Genomic DNA, 24,705 nt, shown 5'->3' on the forward strand with positions numbered 1-24,705 from the left:
AGGGCCCCGCTCGCTCTGCCCCTGGTGGCCCCGCGGTGACCTCGCCCCTGACGCCGGTTCGTCAGAGGCGGGACGTCAGGATCTCCGGCTCGCCGGTCTCGGTGTCGTAACTGCGCAGGGTCACCAGCCGGGCCGTCGCGGGCGGCGCGGGCAGCAGGCCCGGTACGCGCCGGCCGGCGAAGGCGTCCGGCCGGCGGGTGCGGCCGAGAGTGATGTGCGGCCGCCAACGACCGGGCCGGTGCAGGGGGTTGAGAGACCCCGGCGGGCTGTCGGAGGCCACCGCCTCCCACACCTGCCGGTGCAGGGTCCCGAGCACCGGGTCGTTGTCCAGCGCCCAGGCCAGGACCGAACTGCGCCCCTCGAAACGCACCACGCCGGTGAACCGGACGGGCACCGGCAGCGCGGCGGCGGTCCGGGCCAGCTCCCAGCGGATGGGGGCGGTCAGCTCCGGGCAGGCGGCCAGGGTCAGATGCGGCCGGTTGGAGCTGCCGGGGTGCCGGGCCTGACTGGGCAGTCCGGCGTCCGCGAGCCGCCGCCAGGCCTCCCGGACCCGGGCGTCCGCCGCCTCGTCCAGCAGGAGTTCGACCGTACGCATCCCAGGCAGCCTACCGCCGGACCACCGCACCGGCCGGAAGCCCGCCAGCTAAGTTGACTCTCGCCTGCATATTTACCTAGCCTGCGGTCATGCGGCTGACGAAGGCGACGGATCTGGCACTGCGGGTGATGATGCGGCTCGCGGTGGCGGGTGATGAACTGCTCGTCGCCCGCCGGGTCGCCGAGGACATGCGGGTGCCGTACACCCATGTGGCCAAGGTGGTGGCGCAGTTGCAGCGTCTCGGCGTGGTCGAGACCCGGCGCGGCCGGGGCGGCGGACTCGCCCTGACCGCCGGCGGTCGTACCGGCTCGATCGGTGTGCTGGTCCGCCGGCTGGAGGGGGTGGGGGACGTCGTCGACTGCGAGGGGGAGGTGCCCTGCCCGCTGGCCGGCGCCTGCCGGCTGCGCGGCGCGCTGCGCCGGGCCCAGGAGGCCTTCTACGCCACGCTCGATCCGCTGACCGTCGACGAACTGGTCGGCCCGCCCACCGGCCCGGTGCTGCTGGGCATCGGCCGCCGCGAGGGCCGCGCTCCCGGATAGCCGCCCGGCACGCGGCGTCACCCCGCCCGCCAGGGCGGGTTTTCCCACCACCTTGAATATGCATCTCAAAACCCAATTATCTCCGGCCGAAGAAGGAGCCCCCCGTGCTCGTCCCCGTGCTCACCCCGCGTTCCGCCGAGGTCGTCCGTGCCACCCTGCCCGTCGTGGGCGCGGCGCTGGAGAAGATCGCCGAGGTGTTCTACCGCCGGATGTTCGAGGCCCACCCGGCCCTGCTGCGTGATCTGTTCAACCGCGGCAACCAGGCGCGGGGAGACCAGCGCCAGGCGCTGGCCGGATCCATCGTCGTCTTCGCCACCGCGCTCACCGACCGGACCGGCCGCCCCGGCGGGACCGCCCGGGACCCCGGGGCGGTGCTGAGCCGGATCGCCCACAAACACGTATCGCTGGGCGTCGCGCCGGCCCAGTACGCGATCGTCCACGAGCATCTGTTCGCCGCCATCGGTGAGGTCCTCGGAGAGGCCGTCACCGACGAGGTGGCCGCCGCCTGGGACGAGGTCTACTGGCACCTGGCGCGCACCCTGATCGCCCTGGAGAGCGGCCTCTACGCCGAGCGGGGCGTACTGGCGGGTGACACGTGGCGCCCCTGGACGGTCACCGCCCGCGAGGAGCACACCCCGGAGGTCGTCACCTTCCGGCTGCGGCCCGCCGACGGCCGCCCGGCGCCCGGGGCCCGGGCCGGCCAGTATGTCTCCGTACGCGTGCTGCTGCCCGACGGCGCCCGCCAGATCCGCCAGTACAGCCTGATCAGCACCCCGGGCGAGCCCGAGTTCGCCATCGCCGTCAAGCGGGTCGACGACGGCCGGAGCCCGGCCGGAGAGGTCTCCCACCACCTGCACGACCGGCTCCGGACCGGGGACCGGCTCGACCTCTCCGCTCCCTGCGGCGATGTCGTGCTCGACGGCCGCGCCGGGGGCCGGGAGACGCCGCTGCTGTTCGCCTCCGCCGGCATCGGCTGCACGCCGATGCTGTCCATGCTCGGGGAGCTCGCCCGGGACGGCCACCGCGCTCCGGTCACCGTGCTGCACGCCGACCGTTCCCCGGCCGCCGACGCCCTCGGCGGTGTGCTGCGGGAGCGGGTCTCCGGGTTGCCCGGCGCGACGCTGCGCACCTGGTACGAGCAGCCCGACCCGGAGGATCCCGGCCCGCGTTCCGGCCGGATGGACCTCGCCGGGCTGGACCTGCCGGAGGGGCTCCGGGCGTATCTCTGCGGTCCGTTGCCCTTCATGCGGGACGTCCGTGCCCAGTTGCTGGCGCGTGGCGTGCCGTCCGGCGCCGTCCACTACGAGGTGTTCGGCCCGGACATGTGGCTGGCGCTGGACTGAGGCCCGCTCGGGCCCGGGGACGTACCGGTCCCCGGGCCGGACGCCGTCCGGTCAGTGGGCGGTGGCCGGTGCGGTGCCCTGTTCTCCCGCCGGTGGGGTGACCGCCCAGTGGCCGACCTCCCGGTAGGCGGAGTCGTAGACGGTTTCCCGGGTGCCGGGGCTGAGCGGGTAGTGGTGGAGGTTGCCGGCCCAGTAGCGCAGGATGCGGCCGAGTTCGGCGGCCGCGTTGTCCCCGAAGGCGGGGTCGGTCATGTCGATCTCCAGCAGGAATCTCATGCCTTCAATTTTCTCATTCAACTGCTGTGTGAGACTTCGGTCCGCCATCGGCCCGATACGGCCGATCGCTCTACCCTGAAACCCTCAAACAAGGAGACGAGGGGAGTCCGGGGTGAGGGCGGTCGACATCGCGCGTACGGCGGGTATCTCCGTGCAGCAGGTGCGCAACTATGTGGACGCCGGACTGCTGCCGCCGGTGTCGCGCACCGGCAGTGGCTACCGGGTGTTCACCCGGGCCCATGTGCTGGCGCTCGCCGCCGTCCGGGCGATCGCCGGAAGCCACGGCTGGCCGGTGGCCCGGGCCGTGATGCGGGCCGTGCACCGCGGCGACGTACCGGCCGCCCTCGCGGCGTTCGACGCCGCCCACGCCGGGCTCGATCGCGAACGGGCCCTGCTGGCCACGGCCTTGGACGCCCTGGACGAGATCCTTGCGGAGGCGGAGGCGGAGGCGGAGGCGGAGGCGGAGGCGCAGGTGCCGCCGCGCACGGCCCCGGCCGCCGGGGCCGGCGGGGCCGCGCTGCGGGTGGGGGAGGTGGCGGCGCTGGTCGGTGTGCGCGCCCCGGTTCTCCGGCTGTGGGAGGCGCGCGGGCTGTTGCGTCCCGACCGTGCGCCCGGTACCGGCCATCGCCTCTACGGCCCCCTGGAGACCCGGCTGGCCCATGTGGTGGCCCTGTTGCGCCGGGGCCGGCACCCGCTGGAGGCGATCGGCGCGGTGCTGGGGGAGTTGCGGGCCTCCGGCGACGCCGGACGCGTCCGGACCGAGCTCGCCCGGCGCGAGAGCGAGGTGAACCGCCGCAGCCTGGACGGGCTGCGGGCCGCCGGGGCCCTGCACACCTATCTGGCGTACCGCGCCGGCGACCCGGCCGGGCTGTGATTCCCGCCGTCCGGCGCGGCTCTCGCGCCGGCCCTCCGGCGGCGCGGCGGCGTGCTCAGCCGGCCGCCCGGGGCGGCACCGGGGTGGCGGTCCGGACGCCGACACAGGGGCCGTCGGCCTCGGCGGTGGCCTTCAGATCGCGCAGCCAGGTCTCCAGGCCCGTGCGCAGCAGGGCGGTCGAACCGGGGACATCGGCCTCCGGCTGCGGTCCGGTCCAGGTCTCCTCGGTGTGCACGCGGACCACGCCGCCGACCTCGCGGAAGGTCCACAGGTGGACGCCTTCGTCGATGCGTACCCCCTCACCGACGGCCGGCCCGCTCCACAGGACGCAGGAGCCGGACCGCAGTTGCTGGATGGTGGAGGTGATCGTCAGTGTGGTGGCGGGCGTGCTGGGAGTGGGGGGTGCCGGGGTGGTCCACCGGAACCGGGACCCCCGGTGGAGGGGGCCCGGGTCGAGGCGCTTGATCGTGAGGACGGGCTTCTGCCAGGTCGGCCAGCGCTCCACGTCGGTCTGGAGCTTCCAGACGGTGCTCAGCGGGGCGTCGATCACGATGTCGGCCGAGGCGCGGATGAGGGCACCGGGGTCGGTCCCCTGCCCCCGGCACGCGGAGGCGGCGGGGGTGTGCCGGAGGGCCGGTCGCGGGTGGGCCGAGGCGGCGGTGGTGCCGAGCAGCGTGGTGAGGGCGAGGGGGACGGCGAGCGCGGCGAGGCGCGCGGGGGAGCGGCGGCGGGCGGACCGTACGAGGCCGGTCCCGGAGCGCGAGGACGTGGACGGTGAGGCGGTCGGTGACGTGGTCGGCGTGATGGTCGTGCGCATGACACTCTCTTTCGTCGTGGCCGGCGCGGCCTGCGGGGCCGGTCGTCGAACTCGGAGCGGCGGGGGCGGAGCTCCGTCCGCCGGCAGGGGCGGGAGGGGTCTCCGCGCGGCCGGCTGTGTGCCGGGCGCGCGGTGGCCACCGCGTCACCGCCGTTCCGGTAACAGTCATAAACTTACGGGCGTAACCTTTGAGTGCGCAAGAGGCGCATCCCTGTAAGTTCTCGCCTGTAAGGTCGAGGCGTGGAAGACGACGAGAACACGGGTACGGACACGGGCAGGCCGACGGCGCGCGCCCGCAACCGCCGCGGGCAGGGCGCGCGGCTGCGCGACGACATCGTGGCCGCCGCGGCCGGGCTGCTGGCGGAGACCGGCGACGAACGCGCCATCACCCTGCGCTCGGTGGCCCGCCGGGTCGGGATCGCCGCCCCCTCGATCTACGCGCACTTCCCCGACCAGCCGGCGATCATGCTGGCCGTCGTGCGGGAGGCCCACGTCGAGCTGAACGGCGCGCTGCGCCACGCCGTGGACCGGGCCGGCCGGGATCCGCGCGAGCGCCTGGGCGCCCTGTGCCACGCGTATCTGACGTTCGCCCAGGACCATCCGGAGCGGTACCGGACCATGTTCGGCGGTCTGTGGATGCCCGCACTGGGCGAGAGCTCCGTGACCGAGCGGGATCTCACCGACCTGGGGCAGGAGTCCCTCGCCCTGCTGGCCGACCTGCTCGCGGAGTGTGTCGCGGCCGGCGCGTCGGCCAGCACCGACCCGGCCGCCGACGCGGTCGCGCTGTGGCTGGGGCTGCACGGCCTGGCCCACCAGCGCGCGGTCACCCGCGCCTTCCCCTGGCCGGCCGGCATCGCCGAACGTGTCATCACCCCCCTGGCTCACCTCACCACCTGACCGCCCGGCGCCCACCCCGCCCGGCACGGCCGGGCGGCGGGGGCCGGCCGCGCGCGCCCACCGCGAGCGGCGGCCTGCCCGAGGGGCCGGGGGCCGGGGCCGGTCAGGTCAGGTCAGGTCAGGATCTCGACGTATCCGTCGGTCCCGTGTACGCGGATCCGCTGCCCGTCCCGGATCAGCCGGGTGGCCTGCTCCACACCGACGACGGCCGGCAGGCCGTACTCCCGGGCGATCACCGCGCCATGGGTCATCAGGCCGCCCACCTCCGTCACCAGGCCCGCGATTCCGACGAACAGGGGGGTCCAGCTGGGGTCCGTGCAGGTCGTGACCAGGATGTCGCCCGCCTCCAGATCGGCCTCCGCCATGTCGAGGACGACGCGGGCCCTGCCCTCGACGGTCCCGGCCGAGACCGGCAGACCGATCAGAGCGCCGGCCGACACGTCGTCGCGCCGGTAGGCCCCGGTGACGGCCTCGCCGTCCGAGGTGAGCACCCGGGGCGGCGTCAGCGCGTGGTACGACCGGAACGCGGCCTTGCGCTCCTCGATGAGCCGGCCGTCCACCCGGTGCGAGCGCACGGCGTCGTGGAACTCCTGGAAGGTGAGGTAGAAGACGTCCTCCCGCTCGGTAAGCACGCCGGCCCGCACGAGCCGCCCGGCCTCGTCCAGCAGGGCCCGCTTGTAGACGAAGTACTTGCCGACGATGGTGTACTTCGGGTACTCCCGGTACCCGATGAAGGTCCGGACCCGGTCGATCATCCGCTCGGTCTCGTCGGCCTTCCGGTCCCCGTCCGGCAGGGCCCGCAGGCGCGACAGCACGTCCCGCGCCTTCTCTCGCGCCTTCTGCCGCCCTTCCTCGAAGCGCCGCCCGGCGGCGCCCGGTCCGAAATTCCTGACATTGTCGAGGAGGGCGGGCACGAGCGTGGCGGGGCGCTCGCGCCAGCGCGGCCTCGTGATGTCGATCTCGCCGGCACAGCGCATGCCGTACCGGTCGAGGAAGCCCTCGATGGCCTCGCGCGCCCCGGTTCCGCCCGGCAGCTCGGCCAGCTCCTCCAGGAAGTCCTCGTCCCCGGCTCCCCGCAGGAATGCCACCACCTCCGGGTGCGGGCGGATCACATCGGCGACGTCGAGCAGCGCCAGCCCCATTTCCGACGTGATGTTCCCGGGGGCGGACAGCGTGAGTGTGTCGGCCGCGTTCTTCTCGCCCAGCCACTCCCGCAGCGTGTCGTTGAGCCACCAGGTGGCTTCCATCCCCGCCATGATCGCCTGATGGCTCAGCGGATCCGTGAGGACGCGTTTGTGCTCCTCGAAGGCGTCCAGCAGGAAGTCGAACAGCGCCGGTCCGGTCTTCCCCCGGATGCCGCGCTCCAGGGCGGCGACGGACGCCCGGCCGCGCTCGATCAACTCGGCGACGACGGCCGGATCGGTCTCGATCGGGGCCGGTGCCCCGGCGGCCGGCCGGGCGTGGGAACCCGGGCCCGGCTCCGGGTCCGGGAGCGAGGGAACGAAGTCGCCGCGGTCGAGGACCGTCGCCAGCGCGTCCCCGGTCAGGGGATCGGACCTCCCCACCATCTCCAGGAGCGGGGCACGGCTCGCGGGCGAGGCCAGCATCCGGGTGGCGTCGACGAACAGCCTCCCGCCGGCCTCGTGCATCGGCACCATGGCGGTCAGCTTCCACAGGGAAAGCCCCAGGGGCTTCATGGGATCGGTCATCATCTGCTGGTGACCGACCGAGAGGTAGACGTGGTTCTCCCGGTCGCCGCTCTCGGGGACGGGGAACAGGGTGGTGATCGGCCGGCTCTGGACGATCCGGAAGTCGTCGTCGGCCAGGCACCACTCGATGTCCTGCGGGCGGCCGAAGTGTGCTTCGATCCGCCGCCCGAGCCCGACGAGCCGCACGGCCTGCGCGTCCGTCAGCGCCGGCTGCTCCTGCCGCCGGGGGTCGACCGCCACTTCCCGCGTGCCGCCGGCCGGCCGGGCGTGCACGGCACGCCGTTTGGCGGCGATCGTCCTGGTGACGACTTCGCCGTCCCGCACCGTGAAGACGTCCGGGTTCACCAGGCCGGAGACCAGGGCCTCGCCGAGGCCGAAGCCGGCGTCCACGGTGGCGACCCTCCGGTTGCCGGTGACGGGGTCGGCCGTGAACAGGACGCCGGCCGCGTCCGGGAAGACCATCCGCTGGACGACCACCGCCATGTGGACCGTACGGTGGTCGATGCCGTTGCGCCGCCGGTAGGTCACGGCCCGCTCGGTGAACAGCGAGGCCCAGCACCGGCTGATGTGCCGGAGGATCTCCGCCGGCCCCACGACGTTCAGGTAAGTGTCCTGCTGGCCGGCGAAGGAAGCCGTCGGCAGGTCCTCCGCCGTCGCGCTGGACCGCACGGCGCAGGCGGCCTCCGCACCGAGCCGGGCGAGCGCACGAGTGATCGCCGCCGCGAGATCGCCGGGGACGGCGGTCTCTTCGATGATCCGGCGGATCTCCGCGCTGAGTCCGCGGACCGCCTCCCGGTCGTCCGGGTCCAGGCGTGACAGCCGAGCGAGCCGGTCGTCGAGCGACGGCACTTCCGCCATGATCCGCCGGAAGGCGTCCGTCGTCACACAGAAGCCGGCCGGTACCCGGATGCCGTCGATCCGCGACAGCTCCCCCAGGTGGGCGCCCTTCCCGCCGGCGACCGCGCCCTGGGTCCTGTCGATCTCCTGAAGATCCCGCACATACTGCCCGGTCATCGCGCCACCTCCGGGGCGGCCGTGCTCCGCCGCGCCGTCCCGGTCGATCGCGCCACCGGAGCCCCCGGCTCTGTCGAACTTCATGTCGGGCATGTCCTCATCCCTGGTTGCCTTGCCACCACCGGTCTGCCGGCCGCCCCGGCCGGACGGAGCGGCATTCCGCCCCGTCCGGCCCGGGCGGCCGCGAGCCCACTGCCGGGTCCGCGACGAGTCCGGTGCCCGCGACGAGTCTGGTGCCACCGACCCCCGTACGCCGGCACATGGTCCGTCGCGACCTCATCGCCGCAGGTCGTGGCCTCGGCCGATGATTCTGCGCCACCCACCGGGCCTTGCCGCAAGCCCCCCGGTGCGCTATATGTTGAGAAGGGCGAGGAGAGGAATCTCCTCGCCCTTGCCTTGTGCCGTTCACCAGAGGGTTTCGGCCGGCGCACCGAAGACACCGAAGACCCGGCGTACCGAAGACACTGAGGACGGGGCGGGACTCCTGCGAGGAGGTCCCGCCCCGTCCTCAGTGGGTCATGGGCGGTGGGTTCGGGCGGCCGGGGTCAGAAGCGGTCCGGCGCCCGCTGCGGGAGCGGAGAACCGGGGAGCGCGTCCCGCTCCCGGTTCTCGCGCGCCTCCGCGTTCGAGCCGGCCGTCGCCTCGCATGACACGTCCTTCGCCGGGAGCGTGCCGGTGAGCAGATAGCCGGTCACCGTGCCGTCCGCGCACACGGTGCCGTTCGGGTAGACGCCGTGGCCCTCGCCGCCGAGGACGGTGAGCATCTTCGAGCCCTTCAGGGCGGCGTGCAGAGCCTGACCGCTGGGCAACGGGGTCTGTGGGTCCCACTCGTTCTGGACGATCAGGGCTCCGGCCCTGTTGTTCACCCGGGTCGCCGGCTCCACCGACGCGCCCCAGAACGCGCAGGGCTTGACGCTGGACACGAAGTCACCGAAGAGCGGGAAGCGGCCCCGGTCCGCGAGGGCGTCCCGCCGGTAACTCTCCGGATCCCGGGGCCATGCCGCTGAGTTGTCTCCGCAGACCACGGCCCAGGAGCTCGCCGTCATGTTGTCGGCGGGCACCTTGGGGGCGTCGGCCGCCCTCCCCGTGCTTCCGGACCCGGTGGACGCCGTGAGCCGCTTCGCCGTGGCGGGCTCGCCGGCCGCGGCCTTCCTCAGCTCCACGACCACCGCGGTGGCCCATTGCGGGCTGAAGACCGCCGGGCGCATACGGCTTCGGATGTCGTCGCCGGTGGTCGGCCGCCCCTCCACCTCGATGGGCTTCTCGTCGGCCCGCGCGACCAGGTTCCAGAAGGTCCGGTCGACCTTCTCCGGGGTGTCGCCCAGGCCGTACATCTCCGAACGCCTCGCGGCCCACTCGGTCCACCGGTCGAAGGCGGGCTCGGCGCCCTCCGCCCACCAGCGCATCATTCCCCGCCAGGCGCGCGCCGGGTCGACCCCGCTGTCCAGCACGAACCGGTCGGTCCGGCCCGGGAAGAGCTGGGTGTAGACGGAGCCCAGGTAGGTGCCGTAGGAGTAGCCCAGGTACGAGATCTTCTTCTCGCCGAGGACCGCCCGGAGCAGGTCCATGTCGCGCGCGGTGTTGCGCGTGGTGATGTACGGGAGCGTGTCGCCCGCCTTCCGCTCGCACTTGTCCGCGACACCGCGGGCCCAGGCGACGTCCTCGCCGAACCTCTCCTCCCGGTACGGGCGCAGCAAGGTCTCCTCCGCCGGCTTCAGGCCGCAGGAGAGCGGGCTGCTGCGCCCCACACCCCGCGGGTCGAAACCGATGAGGTCGTACGCCCGCTGTACGGACGCGGGGAGCACCTCCCGCAACCCCAGCGGCATGGAGAGCCCCGGCCCGCCGGGGCCGCCGGGGTTGACGAGGAGGACGCCGCGCCGCTCGGCGGGCGCGGTGCTCTTGATCCGGGACATGGTCAGGTCCAGCCGCTCGCCCCCGGGAGCCCGGTAGTCCAGCGGGACCTTGACCGTGGCACATTCGAGTGCCGCCGGGAGATCGGCGGCACACGGCTTCCACCGGGGCTTCTGCTGCACATACCAGTCCAGCGTGCCCTCGGCGGCGGACGCGGAGGCGTAGGCGATCGGTGGGGCAGCGGCGGTGGCCGTCGAGGTGGCGAGCACGGGAGCCAGGGTTGCCGTGACACTCACGGCCAACAGGGGCACGAGACGTCGTCTGTGCACGGTATCGATCCTTCTGGTGGCGTGTGCGGACGGGCAGAATCCTTCAGGAGCCGGCCACGCCTGTGGATCCCTCGCCGGACCGCATTTCCCCTCCGTCCTGAGAGCTACACAACGCCGTTGCGTGGTACCCGAGTCGCAGTGACGGCTCGTCCTCGCGAGGCCATGACGGACAGAGGCCACGCATCCCCGGGGGCCGACCGGACCGCACATCAGGGGCCGCGGCCGGCCGGGCCGCCGCCCCGCCGGAGCCCGGAGGCGGGAATCCCCCGTCCGGGTAATGGACATGGCGGCGTCGCATGGATGTCACCCGGGGGAGTACCCGGCGGTGGAAACCTCCCGGCAGCCGCACCGCGCGTCCTGCCGGTGCTCTCTGCGGGGGAGAAGACCGTGATGTCCATGCCGTCGGCGTTCCGCCGTACCGCTCGTGCCCGACGGGCCGTCACCCTGGCGGTCGCGGCCGGCCTCGGAGTCGTAGCCGCTTCTCCCGCCCCGGCGCGCGAACCCGCCGCTGCCGTCGACACGTACTACGCCGCTGCCCGGGGCAAGACCGGTCCGGCGCTGAAGGCGGCCCTGCACACGATCATCAGCGCCCAGGACAGGCTCGGCTACCCGCAGGTGTGGGAGGCGCTGAAAGCCACCGACCAGGACCCGTCCGACCCCGGCAGTGTGATCGAGCTGTACACCGGGCGCTCGATCGCCAAGTCCCGCTCCGGCGGCGGGAGCGGGGAGTGGAACCGCGAGCACGTGTGGGCCAAGAGCCACGGCGACTTCGGCACCGCCACCGGCCCCGGCACCGACCTGCACCATCTGCGCCCCGAGGACGTGGGTGTGAACGCGGTGCGGGGCAACAAGGACTTCGACAACGGCGGCAGCCCCGTCCCCGGGGCGAGTGGCAACCGGACCGACTCCGACTCCTTCGAGCCCAGGGACGCCGTCAAGGGCGATGTGGCCCGCATGATCCTCTACATGGCCGTCCGTTACGACGGCGGGGACGGGTTCCCGGACCTGGAGCCCAACGAGCGGGTGAACAACGGCTCCACGCCGGCGATCGGCCGTCTGAGCGTGCTCAAGCAGTGGTCCCTCCAGGATCCGCCCGACGCCTTCGAGCAGCGCCGCAACGAGACCATCTACACCACCTATCAGCACAACCGGAACCCCTTCGTCGACCACCCCGAATGGGTCGGCGCCATCTGGTGACCGAGCCGGGCCGACCGGGACCCGGCCGTGCCCACCGCGGGATCGGACGCGGCGGCCGGGGAAACAGATGGGGGCGGCCGGCACGAGCCGGGGACCCCCGGACCGGTCGGGCAGGCCCCGGACAGGAGGCACCGTCATGCGCATTCCCGGCCCCGAGCACCAGGAAGACGGTGGGTCGAGCGCCGTCGCGGCCGCGGGCGGGCTCCACCAGTACCCCGTACGTCTGCACGAGACGTACGGGCCCGTCGTGCGCTTCCAGCTGCCGGGCGCGGGCGAGGCCGTGTCGGTCGCCGATCCCGTGCTCCTGGAAGCCACGGCGCACCTCGACAAGCGACCCGAGCAACTGTTCGCATTCCTCGACCCGTTGTGCGAGGCGGGCAATCTGCAAGTGCTTCCCGCCGAGGAGCACACGCCCTGGCGGCGGTTGTTGCTCTCGGTGCTCGCCGGACGCCCCGCCCATGAGCGGCACTTCGCGCGCTTCACGGAACTGGCGCACGACCTGGCCGACCACTGGGCCGCCCGGGCCGGTGGGGAACCCGTGGAACTGCAACAGGAGCTGACCGTGCTGTCGCTCCGTATGATCTGCGGGTTCGCGCTCGGCGGCGCGGATGCCGGCACGGACACCGCTCGGGTCGTCGCGGCGTTCGAGGACGTGCTCACCGAGCATCTCGGGCGGCTCTACCAGGTGCCGCGGGCCGACCCGCGCTCGGCGGAGCGGGCCGGTGAGGCCCTCGCGTATCTGCGGGCGACGGTCGACCGTGTGGTGGCGGCGCACCGCTCCGACGGCCGCACCGACCGCAGCGACCTGATCGGGGCACTCGTCGAGGCGGGGGAGAGCCCGGCGCGGATCCGGGACACCGTGATGGTGACGCTGCTCGCGGCCCATCACACCACCGGGGTCGCCGTCTCGTGGACACTGCACCTGCTGGGCCGCCACCCCGGCGCGGCCGACCGTGTCGCCGCCGAGCTGGACCGGGTGCTCGGCGGGCGCACCGCGCCGGACTACGGCGATCTGCGGCGGCTCACTTACCTGGACAGGGTGCTCAAGGAGTCGATGCGCCTGTTCCCGCCCGGCCCCTACGGCGCGCGTGAGGCGACCGAGGACCTGGTCCTGGGCCCGTACGGGATTCCCGCCGGGACGACGGTGTTCTACCCGTTCTGGGCGGTGCACCTGAATCCCGGGTACTGGCCCGATCCTGAGCGCTTCGACCCGGAGCGGTTCACGCCCCGGGAAGTGGCCAAGCGCCCACGGCTCGCGTACATCCCGTTCGGGATCGGGCCGCGCGCCTGCGAGGGCGCCGCGCTGGCCACGGTCGAGGCCCAGCTCGTCCTGGCCGTCCTCCTCAAACGCCTGCGCTTCCGGCCCGCCCCGGGACACGAGGTGACGCCGGTGGAACGGTTCGTGCTGTGGGCGCGGGACGGGATCCGGATGACGGTACGGCCACGGGACCCCTCCCGGGCGGGCGGAGCACCGGCCACCTGACCGGGCGGCCGGTACGTCGGGCCGGCGGGGTGCGCGGCACCTCGGTGACCCGCCGGCCCGCGATCTCGGGCGCCGTGGCGGGACGCTCCCGGAGGCTCCGCCCACCCGACGGCCTGCCGGGTCGGGGCGCCGGGGAGGTCAGCCCGTCGCGTGGATCCAGCGGGCGTGGAGGGCGGCGAAGGGGCCGTCGCCGGCGGCGAGACGGGCGGGCGGGCCGTCCTCGACCACGGCGCCGTCCGCCAGGACGAGGACCCGGTCCGCCGCCAGGACGGTGGAGAGCCGGTGGGCGATGATCACGGAGGTGCGGCCGGCCAGCAGCGCGTCCATGGCGCGCCGGACGGCCAGTTCGGTGGGGATGTCCAGACTGGAGGTCGCCTCGTCCAGCAGCAGCACCGCCGGATCCGCCAGGAAGGCCCGGGTGAGGGCGACCAACTGGCGCTGGCCCGCGGAGAGACGGCTGCCCCGCTTGCGCACCTCGGTGTCGTAGCCGTCGGGCAGCGCGGCGATGAACGCGTCGGCGCCGACCGCCCGCGCGGCGGCCCGGATCTCCTCCGGTCCCGCGTCCGGACGGGCCAGCGCGATGTTCTCCATGACACTGCCGCCGAACAGGAAGTTCTCCTGCGTCACCAGGGTGATCTCGCGGCGCAGCTCGCGGTCGGCGATCCGGCGCAGGTCCACCCCGTCCAGCAGCACGGCACCGGTGGCCGGATCGTAGAACCGCGCCGCCAGCTTGGCGACGGTGGACTTGCCGGCCCCGGTCGCGCCGACCACCGCCAGGGTCTGCCCGGCCGGCACGTCGAGGTCCAGACCGCGCAGCACCGGCGGGGTGTCCGGCCGGTAGCGGAAGCCGACCCCCCGGAAGGAGAGCGCCCCCCGCACCGGCCGGTCGCGCGGCAGCGGCACCGGGGCGGCGGGCTCCGGCACCGAGGAGGGGGTGGCGAGGAAGTCCGCGATCTTCTCCAGCGCGGCCGCCGCCGAGGCGTAGAGGTTGTTGAAGGTCGCCAGCTCGTCCAGCGGATCGTAGAAGCGCCGCAGATAGAGCAGGAAGGCGGCGAGCACGCCGAGCGGCAGCGCGCCCGACGACACCCGCCAGGCGCCCAGGGCCAGCACCACCGCCAGGGCGACATTGCCGGTCAGCCGGACCCCGGCGGTGTACCGGGCGACCACCTCCAGGGCGTCGGTGTGGGCGTCCCGGAAGGTGTCGTTGAGCCGGTTCATCGCCGCGTGCTTCCGCCGCTCGGCGCGGAACGCCTGCACGGCCCGCACGGCGTTCATGCTCTCCCCGAACCGCGCGATGATCTCCGCCACCGTGTCGCGGGCGCGCCGGTACGCGATCCGGGAACGGCGCCGGAACCAGCGCGTCATCGCGACCAGCGGCACGATGGACCCCAGCACCACCAGCGCCAGCGGGGCGTCCAGCCAGAGCAGCAGCACCGAGATGCCCGTCACCGTCAGCACCGAGGTGAGCAGCCCGTCCAGGCTGGCCTCGATCAGATCGCGTACGGCGTCCACATCGGCGGTGAGCCGGGAGATGACGGCGCCCGAGGTGTACGACTCGTGGAAGGCGACCGGGAGTCGGCGGGCCCGGTCGAAGATCCGGGTGCGCAGCTCCAGCAGCACGGCCTGGCCCACCGAACCGGAGACCCGGAAGAACGCGTACCGCGCCCCGGCGGCCAGCAGCCCGCAGGCGGTGAAACCGGCCACGCACCCGGTGAGCGGGCCCCAGTCGCCCGCCGCCGCCCGGGGGATGCCGAGGTCGATGGCGCGCGCCACCAGCAGCGGGCCGACCAGTTGGAAGGCGTTCTCCAGCACCAGGGCGGCCAGGGCGGCGCCGGACGGCCACCGGTGGGGCCGGAGCAGCGCGTACAGCAGCCGCCGGGACGCGCGCCGCACCCGGCGGGACTCCCGGCGCTCCGGCGGTCGCCCGGCGGGCCCGGCCGGGCGGTCGGCCACCGCTCCGGCGGCCGGGGAGGTGGTGTCCGCGCTCACCGGACCACCACCCCGTCGTCGTGGGTCTCCCCGGCCGGGCGCGGGTCCACCGCCATCAGCGCCCGGTAGGCGGCCGAGGCGGCGAGCAGCTCCCGGTGGGTCCCCCGGGCGGTGATCCGGCCGTCCTCCAGCAGCACCACCCGGTCGGCCATCCGGGCGGTGTTGGGCCGGTGCGCCACCACCAGGGCGGTGGAGCGGCGCAGCACCCGGCGCAGGGCCCGCTCCACCTCCGCCTCGGTGTGCAGGTCGAGCGCGGAGAGCGGGTCGTCCAGCACCAGCAGCGCGGGCCGGCCCACGATCGCCCGGGCCAGGGCGATCCGCTGCCGCTGACCGCCGGAGAGCGACATGCCCTGCTCGCCGACGCGCACCGCGAGTCCGTCCGGCCCGAGCGCGGCCACGAAGTCCGCGGCGCCCGCCACCCGCAGCGCCTCCCACACGGCGTCGTCGGTCGCCTCCGGGGCGCCCAGGGTCACGTTCTCGCGCACGGTCAGCGAGGAGAGCAGCGGATCGTCGAAGGCACACCCCACCACGGCCCGCAGGTCCGCCAGCCGCAGCTCCCGGACGTCCACACCGTCGACGGTGACCCGGCCGGCGGTCACATCGGCGAGGCGCGGCACCAGCGCGGCCAGCGTGGTCTTGCCCGACCCGGTGGCGCCCACCAGCGCCACCGTCTCGCCCGGCCGCAGCTCCAGGGACACGTCCCGCAGCACCGGCCGGCCGGCTCCCGGGTACCGGAACTCCACGTGCTCCAGGCGGAGATGGCCCCGGGCCGGCCGCACCGGCGGCCTGGGACGCGCCGGGTCGGTGAGGCCCGGCGGGGTGTCGCGCACCTCCCAGTACCGGTCGCAGGCGGCGGCGGCCGTGCTGGTCTCGGCCAGCGCCCAGCCGATGCACTCGGTCGGCCAGCGCAGATAGGTGCTGACCGTGACGGCCGCCACCAGATCGCCCAGGGACAGGGTGGAGTTGGCCACCCCCACCGCCCCGAGGCCCAGTTGGCCCGCGATGCCCAGCTCCGGCAGGACCAGCAGCGCGGTGGACAGGGCCGCCATGATGCGCACCACCCGCAGCTCCGCGGTACGCAGCCGCTCCGCCTGGGCACGGAAGACCGCCAGCCTGCCCCGGCCCTGCCCGTACGCGCGCACGACCCGGATGCCGAGCATGGTCTCCTCGACCAGAGTGGCGAGATGGCCGCCCTCGTCCTGGGTGGCGCGGGCGGCCACCTTGTACCGCGTCTCGTAGAAGTAGGAGACCAGCAGCAGCGGCGCCGCGCCCGCCAGCCCCACCAGCGCCAGCCACGGGTCGATCAGGAACAGCACCCCGAGACCCACCAGCACGGTGACCGAGTTGACCACCAGGAACAGCGCGGCGAACGCCAGGAACTTCCGCAGCACGACCAGATCGCCCACCGCCCGGGAGAGCAACTGCCCAGACGGCCAGCGGTCGTGGAAGGCGACCGGCAGCCGGAGCAGATGGGCCAGCAGGTCCGCCCGCATCCGCGACTCCACCAGCGCGGTGGGACGGGCGATCAGCTTGCGGCGGGCGTAGAACAGCGCCGCCTCGGCCGCGCCGAGCGCCGCCACCAGCAGGATCGGCCGCACCGCCGCGCCCGCGTCGCCGGTGCTCAGCGGCCCGTCCACGATCCGCTGGGTCACCAGCGGAACGGCCAGCCCGCACAGCAGCGCGCCGAGCGTCGCGGCGGCGGCGGCACCCACCGGCAGCCGGACCGGGCGCAGATAGGGACCGAGCCGCCGCAGGGCGGCCCAGGAGGAACGCGGTCCGGCCGGTACCGCGAGCGGCGCGCTCAATTCCATTCACTCCTCGGGGAGATGGTGTGACCGGTCTTCACCGGCGGCCGGGAAAATGTCCGTGCTAGCCTGGCGTCGAATTCTCGGAGCCGCGGTGCGGACAGGCCGTGCCGCGACCGGCCGTGCGGAATGACGCCGGCCCGTCCCCTGTGAATCGAGGTCCACTGTGACACAAGAATCCCTGTTACTTCTCGACCGTATTGATTCGGATGATTCCTACGCGAGCCTGCGGAACGACCAGGAATTCTGGGAGCCGCTGGCCCGCCGCGCCCTGGAGGAGCTCGGGCTGCCGGTGCCGCCGGTGCTGCGGGTCCCGGGCGAGAGCACCAACCCGGTCCTGGTCGGCGAGCCCGGCCCGGTGATCAAGCTGTTCGGGGAGCACTGGTGCGGCCCGGAGAGCCTCGCGTCCGAGTCGGAGGCGTACGCGGTGCTGGCGGACGCCCCGGTGCCGGTGCCCCGGCTGCTCGGCCGCGGCGAGCTGCGGCCGGGCACCGGAGCCTGGCCGTGGCCCTATCTGGTGATGAGCCGGATGACCGGCACCACCTGGCGGTCCGCGATGGACGGCACGGCCGACCGGGGCGCGCTGCTCGCCCTGGCCCGCGAACTCGGCCGGGTGCTCGGCCGGCTGCACAGGGTGCCGCTGACCGGGGCCACCGTGCTCACCCCCGGCTCCGAGGTCTTCCCCGAGCTGTTGCGGGAGCGGCGCGCGGCGACCGTCGCGGACCACCGCGCGTGGGGCTACCTCTCGCCCCGGCTGCTGGACCGCCTGGACGGCTGGCTGCCGGACGTGGACACGCTGCTGGCCGGCCGCGAACCCCGGTTCGTCCACGGCGACCTGCACGGGACCAACATCTTCGTGGACCTGGCGGCGACCGCGATCACCGGGATCGTCGACTTCACCGACGTCTACGCGGGAGACCCCCGCTACAGCCTGGTGCAACTGCATCTCAACGCCTTCCGGGGCGACCGGGAGATCCTGGCCGCGCTGCTCGACGGGGCGCGGTGGGAGCGGACCGGGGACTTCGCCCGCGAGCTGCTCGCCTTCACCTTCCTGCACGACTTCGAGGTGTTCGAGGAGACCCCGCTGGATCTCTCCGGCTTCACCGATCCGGAGGAACTGGCGGAGTTCCTCTGGGGGCCGCCGGACACCGCCCCCGCCGGCTGACGGCCCTCGGCCGCCGCCACCATCGGCTGACGGCCTGCCGCCGGCCCCGGGCCGCCCGGCGCCGCCACCGGCCCCGGGCGGCCCGCCGGGCGGAGCCCCGCCCGGTGCGCCCGGGGCGCGGGGCGCGGGCCGGAGCACCGCTCCCGGGGACGTACGAGCACGGGAAGGTACGGTCCCGGGGACGTACGGGACCGGAGCGGGCCGCCCGGCGGCGCGGGGGCCGTCGGCGGGCGCTCAGGCGTGGCGGGCGTGGAAGGCCCGGGCATCCTCGATCATCTCCTCCAGGGTGGGCCGGCCGGGCTTCCATCCCAGCTCGGCGAGGATCCGCTCGGCGGAGGCCACCAGCACCGCCGGATCACCCGGCCGGCGTTCCGCCCTGCGGTACGGCACCCGGTGCCCGGTGACCCGGCCCACCGCCTCCAGCACCTCCAGCACGGTGAACCCCCGGCCGTTGCCCAGGTTGTAGACCCGGTGCGTGCCGGGCACCGCCCCGGCCAACGCCGCCAGATGCGCGTCCGCGACGTCCGCGACATGGATGAAGTCCCGTACGCAGGTGCCGTCCCGGGTCGGATAGTCGTCGCCGTTGAGCCGCAGCTCCGGCCCCCGGCCCAGCGCCGCGGCCAGGGCCAGCGGCAGAAGATGGGTCTCCGGCTCGTGGCGCTCCCCGTGCCGGCCGACCGCCCCGGCGACGTTGAAGTACCGCAGGCTCACCGCGGCGAGACCGTGCGCCCGCGCGTAGTCGGCCAGCGCCCCGTCCACCGCCAGCTTGGAGGCGCCGTACGGATTGGTGGGCCGGGTCGGGGCGTCCTCCGGGATCGGCACCCGCTCCGGCTGCCCGTACGTCGCCGCCGTGGAGGAGAAGACGATCCGGCTCACCCCGGCGGCCAGCATGCCGTCCAGCAGCACCAGCGACTGCTGGGTGTTGCCGCGCCAGTAGCGCTCCGGCCGGCGCACCGAGTCGTCGATCAGCGAGCGCGCCGCCAGATGCACCACCCCGTCGAAGCGGTCGGGACCGGCCAGGACCCCGGCCGCCACCGCCATGTCGCCGCGCACGAACTCCGCGCCCTCGGGCACGGCGCCGGCGAAGCCGCTGGACAGGTCGTCCACCACCACCACCCGGTGGCCCTCGTCCAGCAGCCGCCGCGCCACCACACTGCCGATGTACCCCGCGCCGCCCGTCACCAGGAGCCGCATCGTCACTCTCCCTCCGTCAGTATCCGTACGGCGGACCGCAGATCCGCCACCACCCGGTCCGCCGCCGACGGCGTGCCCGGCGGGGCCAGCCGCACCGTGCGGCACCCGGCCGCGCGGCCGGCCGCCACGTCCGACTCGCTGTCGCCGATCATCACCGCGTCCGGCAGGGAGAGCCGGGGAATGTCCCGGGCCGCCGCCTCCAGCAGCCCCGGGCGCGGCTTGCGGCACCGGCAGGAGTTCTCCGCGTGCGGACAGACGTAGTAACCGTCCCAGTGCGCTCCCTCGGCCCCGAGCAATTCGGCCAGCCTCCGCTCCACCGCGGCCAGTTCCCCCGGGGTCACCAGGCCGCGCGCCACCCCCCGCTGATTGGTCACCACCACCACCCGGCGGCCGCTCCGGTTCAGCGTCCGTACCGCCTCCGCCGCGCCCGGCAGCAGCCGTAATTCCTCGGGACGCGTCAGATAAAGACCCGGCGGCGGGGCGGCGTTCACCGTTCCGTCCCGGTCCAGGAAGAAGGTGGCCGGACTTTTTCCCTCTCGTGTGCGCGGCATTCTCCGTACTTCCTCGTGAACCGATTCACTGTTACCTTCGATGCTGTCTCTCCGGGTATTCGGTGGGTGCTCCCGAATGCCGTCCGGAATTGATCGCGGCAGTTCGGCCGCATTTTCCCGAGGTGGTCACACACATGAGCGAAACCGCATCCGCGCGTCCGCGCGTGCTCTTCGTATCCGCCAATGAGTCGGCGCCCTGGGGTCCCAGCGAGACCAACTGGTCCCTCGCCGCCGCCGAGTGGCTGCGGCGGGGCGCGGAAGTCCACGCCAGCGTCAAGGGCTGGGAGGAGGTGCCCGGCGAACTGGCCGCCCTGGAACGGGCCGGCTGCGCCGTCCACCGGCGCTGGGACCTGCCGCCGTTCGACGCCCGGCCGGTCGCCGAACTGCCCTGGTCCGAGCGGCGGACCAGCACCCTGGAACAGATACGGCCGGACTTCGTGGTGGTGTCCCAGGGCGACAACTACGAGGGACTCGGCTGGCTGGAGGAGTGCGCCCGGCGCGGCTACCCCTACGTCGCGTACGCCAACTCCGCCTCGGAGTACGAGTGGTGCACCGACGACGTGGCGCGGCGGCTGGCCGTCGGCTACCACGGCGCCCGCGCCTCCTTCTTCGTCTCCGAACGCAACCGCGAGCTGACCGAGCGCCAGGTGGGCGAGTCCCTCCCCAACGCCCGGGTGGTGCGCTGCCACTTCAAGGTCGACTACACCGCCGCGCCGCCCTGGCCGGCCGGCGACACCCCGGTGCGGCTCGCCTGCCTGGCCCGGCTCGACCCCAACAGCAAGGGCCACGACGTGCTCTTCGACGTGCTGGCGATGCCGAAGTGGCGGGCGCGTCCCGTCACCCTCTCGCTCTACGGCGCGGGCGAGTACGAGCAGGTGCTCCGCGCCCTGCGGGACCGGCTGGACCTGCGCAACGTGGAGTTCGCCGGGTATGTGAAGGACATCGAGGACGTCTGGCGCACTCATCACGCGCTGGTGCTCTGCTCCCGCGCCGAGGGACTCCCCACCGTGATCATCGAGGCGATGCTCTGCGGCCGCCCGGTCGTGGTGAGCGATGTGGCGGGCAACGCCGAGCTGCTCACCGACGGGGAGACCGGGTTCGTCGCCGCCGGGCCGGTCGCCGCCTGCCTGGACGAGGCCCTGGAGCGGGCCTGGCAGCGGCGCGCCGAGTGGCCGGCGATCGGCCGGCGCGCGGCCGAGGCGGTCCGCAAGCAGCTGCCGCCGGACCCGATCGCCCTGCTGGTCGACCAGTTCGAGGAGCTGGCCGAGCCGGCCGGCGACCGGTTCGAGGAGCCGGCCGGCTGACCTGACGCCCGCGCCCGGAGCCTGCCGGCCCGGGCGCCGGGCGCTCACTCCGCCTCCCGCAGCCGGCGCGCGGTGACCTCGGGCTCCTGCGGGGTGAAGAAGATCCCGCTGCCCAGTTCGCCGGCGGCGACATAGCGCGGCACTCCCGGCGCCCGCCACACCACGTTGATCTCCAGGTACAGATGGGCCGACGGCCAGTCGCCCCCGTCCACCGGACGCTGGTGCGCCCAGAGGAAGTACGGGGCCGGGCCGCCGAAGAAGCGCTCCACCCGGCCCGCCACCGAGACCAGCAGCGAGGCCAGCGAGCGCCGGTCGGCCGGACCGCACGCCCCGAGGTCCGGCAGATGGCGGACCGGGGCCAGCCGGAGGGCGTACGGGTAGAGCGGAGCCTCCGGCACCCAGGCGGTCCAACCGCCGGTCCGCGCCACCACCAGGCCGGCGGCCGGCGGCACACAGAGCGGGCAGTCCCCGCCGCCCCGGTCCAGCTGCGCCCTCGCGGTCGGCGGCGGCTCCGCGAGCCCGAACGCCTGGCCGTGCGGATGGTCCACGGTCGCCCCGGCGTCCGCCCCCCGGTTCTCGAAGAGCAGCACATAGCCGACGTCCGGACGGGCCCCGAGCTCCCGGGCGCACTCCCGCCACAGCTCCACCACCCGCTCCGCCTGCGCCTCGTCCATGGTCGCCCAGGAGGCCCGGTGATCCGGCGAGTACAGCAGCACCTCGCACCGCCCCTCGCCCAGGGCCGGCCACCGGTTGGGGAAGCGCCGCACCCGGTAGGGCTCGGGCGCCTCCAGACCGCCGGGGCAGAACGGGCAGTCCTCGGACCGGGTGCGGGGGCGCCGCTGCCGGTGCCCGGCCACCACCACCCGCGCCCCGGTCAGCGGGTCCACCCGTGTGCGGGCCGTCTCCACCGGCTAGGCCCCGTCCGCCCGCACCGCGACCCGGATCGTGTCCGGCCCCGGCGCGTCGGCCAGCCGGAACGCCTCGTCCGCCGCCGCCAGGTCCAGCACGTCGGTGACGACCAGATCGGTACGGAGGGCGCCCCGGGCGACCAGCGCGGCGGCCGCGCCCATGAAGCGGCCCGGCCCCATCGTCCCGACCGTCTCCATGAGCTTCAGCGGCCAGCGGGCCGACTCCAGCTCCACCCGCCGCCCCACCCGGTAGCCGACCAGGGCCACCCGCCCGCCCGGGACGACCAGTTCGGTGGCCGTGCGGATCGCGTCGGGTTCGCCGCTCGCCTCCAGCACCACGTCCGGCAGCCCGTCCGGCCCGGCGTCCGCGATCCAGTCGGCCACCTCCTCGGGAGTGCTGAGCGCGGCACCGGCCCCGAGCAGCCCGGCCGTCTTGGCCCGCCCGGGCAGCGGGTCCACCGCCAGCACCACCTGCGCCCCGGCCACCCGGGCGGCCTGGAGCAGGGTCAGCCCGATCCCGCCACAGCCCAGCACCGCCACGGTCTCCCCGGGCGCGAGACGCACCCGGGAGAGCGCGTGCAGGGCCACCGCGAGCGGCTCCGCCTGGGTGGCCGCCAGCAGGTCGGTGTCCGGCGGCAGCCGTACCAGATTGGCGGCCGGGACCGCGACGTACTCGGCACAGCCGCCCGGGTCGGTGAAGCCGAACTCGCGCAGCCCCGGGCACATCACCGGCTGCGAGCGCCGGCACCAGCGGCACAGCCCGCAGCTCAGCGTGAGATCGGCCACCACCCGGTCACCCGGCGCCACCCGGCCGGGCGGTGCCTGCTCGACCACACCGCTCCACTCGTGGCCGGGCACGGCCGGGAAGGCGGTGCCGTGCCAGGCGTTGTTGTAGAGCGAGACGTCGCTGCCGCAGATCGAGTTGTACGCGACCCGGACCAGCGCCCAGCCCTCGGGCAGCCGGGGGCCGGGTACCTCGGTCACGGTGACGTCCCGCGGTCCGTTCACTACCGCTGCGCGCATGGGGGCTTCCCTTCCTGTCCCTTCCCGGTCCGGCCGGTTCACCGGTCACCCGTGCCGTCGCGCAGGCACTGGGTGACGAAATGGAAGACGAGGCTGTGCATCGCCTCCGCCAGCCCCACGTCCTTGGTCGGCGCGTTGACCTCCACGTCGGCGAGTTCGCGCAGCCGCCCCCCGTCGCCCGCCGTGACGGCGACGACCCGCAGCCCCGCCTCGCTGGCCCACTGGGCGGCGGCGACCACATTGGCACTGGTGCCGGAGCAGCTGATCACCAGCAACCGGTCACCGGGGGCGGCCAGATGTGCCAGTGGCTCCACGAACACCCGGTCGTAGCCGCAGTCGTTGGCGTACGCCGTGAGCATGGACAGATTGTCGGTGAGGGCGACCGCCCGCAGTGGCCGGCCGCCGTCGTAGGCGCCCTTCAGCAGGTCCTGGGCCAGGTGCGAGGCGGCGGACGCGCTGCCGCCGTTGCCGGCCAGGTAGATGGTCGAGCCCTCGTCGCGCACCGCGTCGAGTTCGGTGATGAGCGACCGTACCTGGGCGCCCATCGAGCCGAGCAGCGGTCCCGCGGTGGCGAGGTACTCGTCCCACACGTCCCGTCCGGGACGGACGGCGGGGGCGAAGGAATCCTGTGTCATCGGTGTGTTCCCCAGACCTGTTCTCGTGGGTTCGGTGGGCGCGGACGGAAGCCGGGAAGGAGCGGGTGTGAGCCGGGAGGAGGGGCGTCGGGAGCGAGGACCCGCGGGCGAGCCCGGAGGAGGAAAACGGAGGGAGCGAGGAGGGAGACGGGGGACGGCGGCGGACGGACCGGGGGCTCAGGGGACGAAGTCCTCCTCCACGTCGTGGTCGACGTAGCCCGAGCCCCGGAGATCCGCCGTCTCCCCGTCGAGTTCGCGCCAGTCGGTGAAGAAGGTGGGGCCGTAGCCGAAGGCGGTCAGCAGCCGGTCCCCCTCGGTGAGCTTCCGCCGGGTGCCGTGCATGAGCGCCTCGTTGAGCAGCAGGACGTCCCCGGAGCGGACGAACACATCGGTGAGGGTGGGGAATCCGGAGTCCACCAGGGAGGTGTTCTCCCCCCGCTCGGCCCGCTCCCGCAGCAGGGGGAAGTTGGCCTTGTGCGACCCCTGCACGTAGCAGAAGGAGCCGTCCTCCGGCGACTGGATGTCGCTGAGGTAGACGAGCGCCTTGACGTAGGGGCAGTAGAGCTTGCCGTCGTGGTACGTGTGGGTGATCGACAGGTCCCGGCCCACCTGCCGGTCACCGAGGTCGAGCAGCTCCGCGTTGCCGCCGTGCAGATAGAGCACGCTGTCCTTGGTGCGGCGCAGCCCGTACCCCTCCAGCAGCCGCAGCGGCTGGTTGACCACGTCCCGCACCGGTGCCAGCAGCCGGTCGTCCAGGGCCAGCCGCGCGAAGACCGGGCTGGCGGCCGGCAGGTCCGGATAGCGGCGGGTGCGCGGGAAGCCGGGGTCCACGGTGTCCAGCCGCTCCAGCTCGGCGCGGAAGGACTCCACCTCCCCGGAGCCGAAGACCCCGGGGATCACCAGGAACCCGGTGGTGTCGAAGAGATACAGCTGCTCATGGGTGAGCGCGGGCACGTCAGTCACCTCTCGGAGGCGTCGGGGCCCCGGCCGGACGGCCCGGCGGGGCGGGGGTTCGGATCGGCGGACGAAGCGGGTGGGGAAGGAACGACAGCGAGTTCGGGCGCGGTCGGCCGGAGCGGGCCCCCGGGCCCGGAACCCATGACGGAGACGGGCCCCGGCCGGGAACGGGCAGCGCGGGCGCAGGGCGGTCGGTGCGGACGGCGGAGCGGGCGGCCGGGCGGCCCGGCAAGGGGGACGGGGGAGCGGC

General features: G+C 74.2%; 21 protein-coding genes. 8 read left to right on the forward strand and 13 right to left on the reverse strand.

The window, feature by feature from the left end:
• Positions 1 to 61: 61 nt before the first annotated feature.
• Entirely contained in the window at positions 62 to 595 is a 534-nt protein-coding gene (locus tag NX801_RS04520; RefSeq protein ID WP_258785587.1) for a 2'-5' RNA ligase family protein, read from the reverse strand.
• Positions 596 to 684: 89 nt separating this feature from the next.
• Here NX801_RS04520 and NX801_RS04525 point away from each other — a divergent pair, with 89 nt between their 5' ends.
• Together NX801_RS04525 and NX801_RS04530 are read left to right on the forward strand one after the other, a co-directional pair.
• A complete protein-coding gene (locus NX801_RS04525; protein ID WP_258785588.1) occupies positions 685 to 1,134 on the forward strand; it encodes an RrF2 family transcriptional regulator in 450 nt (149 codons plus the stop codon).
• A gap of 116 nt (positions 1,135 to 1,250) precedes the next feature.
• Complete coding sequence (locus NX801_RS04530) at positions 1,251 to 2,477, forward strand: globin domain-containing protein (protein ID WP_258785670.1); 1,227 nt, start codon at positions 1,251 to 1,253, stop codon at positions 2,475 to 2,477.
• Positions 2,478 to 2,528: 51 nt separating this feature from the next.
• Here the strand turns inward: NX801_RS04530 and NX801_RS04535 are convergent, their stop codons facing one another.
• Positions 2,529 to 2,753: a hypothetical protein gene (locus NX801_RS04535; protein ID WP_258785589.1), complete on the reverse strand. Its 225-nt coding sequence runs from the start codon at positions 2,751 to 2,753 to the stop codon at positions 2,529 to 2,531.
• Between the two features lie 112 nt (positions 2,754 to 2,865).
• Between NX801_RS04535 and NX801_RS04540 the strand changes: the two genes are divergently transcribed.
• The gene (locus NX801_RS04540) at positions 2,866 to 3,627 is read left to right on the forward strand and encodes a MerR family transcriptional regulator (protein WP_258785590.1); all 762 of its coding nucleotides are present in this window, start codon (positions 2,866 to 2,868) and stop codon (positions 3,625 to 3,627) included.
• Positions 3,628 to 3,682: 55 nt separating this feature from the next.
• On the opposite strand, the gene NX801_RS04545 is transcribed toward NX801_RS04540, so the two are convergent.
• The gene (locus NX801_RS04545) at positions 3,683 to 4,444 is read right to left on the reverse strand and encodes an SRPBCC family protein (protein WP_309505780.1); all 762 of its coding nucleotides are present in this window, start codon (positions 4,442 to 4,444) and stop codon (positions 3,683 to 3,685) included.
• Between the two features lie 240 nt (positions 4,445 to 4,684).
• On the opposite strand from NX801_RS04545, the gene NX801_RS04550 reads away from it, so the two are divergent.
• Complete coding sequence (locus NX801_RS04550) at positions 4,685 to 5,341, forward strand: TetR/AcrR family transcriptional regulator (RefSeq protein WP_258785591.1); 657 nt, start codon at positions 4,685 to 4,687, stop codon at positions 5,339 to 5,341.
• 113 nt (positions 5,342 to 5,454) lie between these two features.
• Here the strand turns inward: NX801_RS04550 and rph are convergent, their stop codons facing one another.
• Positions 5,455 to 8,064, reverse strand: coding sequence for a rifamycin-inactivating phosphotransferase (gene rph / locus NX801_RS04555; protein ID WP_258785673.1), 2,610 nt, complete (start codon positions 8,062 to 8,064; stop codon positions 5,455 to 5,457).
• Positions 8,065 to 8,609: 545 nt separating this feature from the next.
• Positions 8,610 to 10,244 (reverse strand): alpha/beta hydrolase, encoded by a 1,635-nt coding sequence (locus tag NX801_RS04560; protein ID WP_258785592.1) that lies wholly within the window; start codon positions 10,242 to 10,244, stop codon positions 8,610 to 8,612.
• 390 nt (positions 10,245 to 10,634) lie between these two features.
• Between NX801_RS04560 and NX801_RS04565 the strand changes: the two genes are divergently transcribed.
• Together NX801_RS04565 and NX801_RS04570 are read left to right on the forward strand one after the other, a co-directional pair.
• Positions 10,635 to 11,441 (forward strand): endonuclease I family protein, encoded by an 807-nt coding sequence (locus NX801_RS04565; RefSeq protein WP_258785593.1) that lies wholly within the window; start codon positions 10,635 to 10,637, stop codon positions 11,439 to 11,441.
• Positions 11,442 to 11,577: 136 nt separating this feature from the next.
• The gene (locus NX801_RS04570) at positions 11,578 to 12,924 is read left to right on the forward strand and encodes a cytochrome P450 (RefSeq protein ID WP_258785594.1); all 1,347 of its coding nucleotides are present in this window, start codon (positions 11,578 to 11,580) and stop codon (positions 12,922 to 12,924) included.
• Between the two features lie 138 nt (positions 12,925 to 13,062).
• Here NX801_RS04570 and NX801_RS04575 read toward each other — a convergent pair whose 3' ends face one another.
• Both NX801_RS04575 and NX801_RS04580 read right to left on the reverse strand, forming a co-directional pair.
• Complete coding sequence (locus NX801_RS04575) at positions 13,063 to 14,913, reverse strand: ABC transporter ATP-binding protein (protein WP_258785595.1); 1,851 nt, start codon at positions 14,911 to 14,913, stop codon at positions 13,063 to 13,065.
• On the reverse strand, positions 14,910 to 16,724 hold the full coding sequence (locus NX801_RS04580) for an ABC transporter ATP-binding protein (RefSeq protein WP_258785596.1): 1,815 nt from the start codon (positions 16,722 to 16,724) through the stop codon (positions 14,910 to 14,912). Before NX801_RS04580 ends, NX801_RS04575 begins: the two co-directional genes overlap by 4 nt.
• 160 nt (positions 16,725 to 16,884) lie before the next feature.
• On the opposite strand from NX801_RS04580, the gene aph(7'')-Ia reads away from it, so the two are divergent.
• Positions 16,885 to 17,883, forward strand: a complete 999-nt coding sequence (gene aph(7'')-Ia, locus NX801_RS04585) for an aminoglycoside O-phosphotransferase APH(7'')-Ia (RefSeq protein ID WP_258785597.1) — start codon at positions 16,885 to 16,887, stop codon at positions 17,881 to 17,883.
• Positions 17,884 to 18,117: 234 nt separating this feature from the next.
• Here aph(7'')-Ia and galE read toward each other — a convergent pair whose 3' ends face one another.
• Both galE and NX801_RS04595 read right to left on the reverse strand, forming a co-directional pair.
• On the reverse strand, positions 18,118 to 19,083 hold the full coding sequence (galE, locus tag NX801_RS04590) for a UDP-glucose 4-epimerase GalE (protein WP_258785598.1): 966 nt from the start codon (positions 19,081 to 19,083) through the stop codon (positions 18,118 to 18,120).
• Entirely contained in the window at positions 19,080 to 19,628 is a 549-nt protein-coding gene (locus NX801_RS04595; protein ID WP_258785599.1) for a D-glycero-alpha-D-manno-heptose-1,7-bisphosphate 7-phosphatase, read from the reverse strand. Before NX801_RS04595 ends, galE begins: the two co-directional genes overlap by 4 nt.
• Positions 19,629 to 19,762: 134 nt before the next feature.
• On the opposite strand from NX801_RS04595, the gene NX801_RS04600 reads away from it, so the two are divergent.
• A complete protein-coding gene (locus NX801_RS04600) occupies positions 19,763 to 20,932 on the forward strand; it encodes a glycosyltransferase family 4 protein (RefSeq protein WP_258785600.1) in 1,170 nt (389 codons plus the stop codon).
• Positions 20,933 to 20,976: 44 nt separating this feature from the next.
• Here NX801_RS04600 and NX801_RS04605 read toward each other — a convergent pair whose 3' ends face one another.
• From NX801_RS04605 to NX801_RS04620, 4 genes are all read right to left on the reverse strand, one after another.
• Complete coding sequence (locus NX801_RS04605; protein WP_258785601.1) at positions 20,977 to 21,840, reverse strand: galactose-1-phosphate uridylyltransferase; 864 nt, start codon at positions 21,838 to 21,840, stop codon at positions 20,977 to 20,979.
• 3 nt (positions 21,841 to 21,843) lie between these two features.
• Positions 21,844 to 22,863: a zinc-dependent alcohol dehydrogenase gene (locus tag NX801_RS04610; RefSeq protein ID WP_258785602.1), complete on the reverse strand. Its 1,020-nt coding sequence runs from the start codon at positions 22,861 to 22,863 to the stop codon at positions 21,844 to 21,846.
• A gap of 38 nt (positions 22,864 to 22,901) precedes the next feature.
• The gene (locus tag NX801_RS04615; RefSeq protein ID WP_258785603.1) at positions 22,902 to 23,498 is read right to left on the reverse strand and encodes an SIS domain-containing protein; all 597 of its coding nucleotides are present in this window, start codon (positions 23,496 to 23,498) and stop codon (positions 22,902 to 22,904) included.
• A gap of 177 nt (positions 23,499 to 23,675) precedes the next feature.
• Positions 23,676 to 24,461, reverse strand: coding sequence for a phytanoyl-CoA dioxygenase family protein (locus NX801_RS04620; RefSeq protein WP_258785604.1), 786 nt, complete (start codon positions 24,459 to 24,461; stop codon positions 23,676 to 23,678).
• Between the last annotated feature and the right edge of the window lie 244 nt (positions 24,462 to 24,705).

This window comes from Streptomyces pyxinae, assembly GCF_024756275.1.
In the GTDB taxonomy this organism is placed as follows: Bacteria; Actinomycetota; Actinomycetes; order Streptomycetales; family Streptomycetaceae; genus Streptomyces; species Streptomyces pyxinae.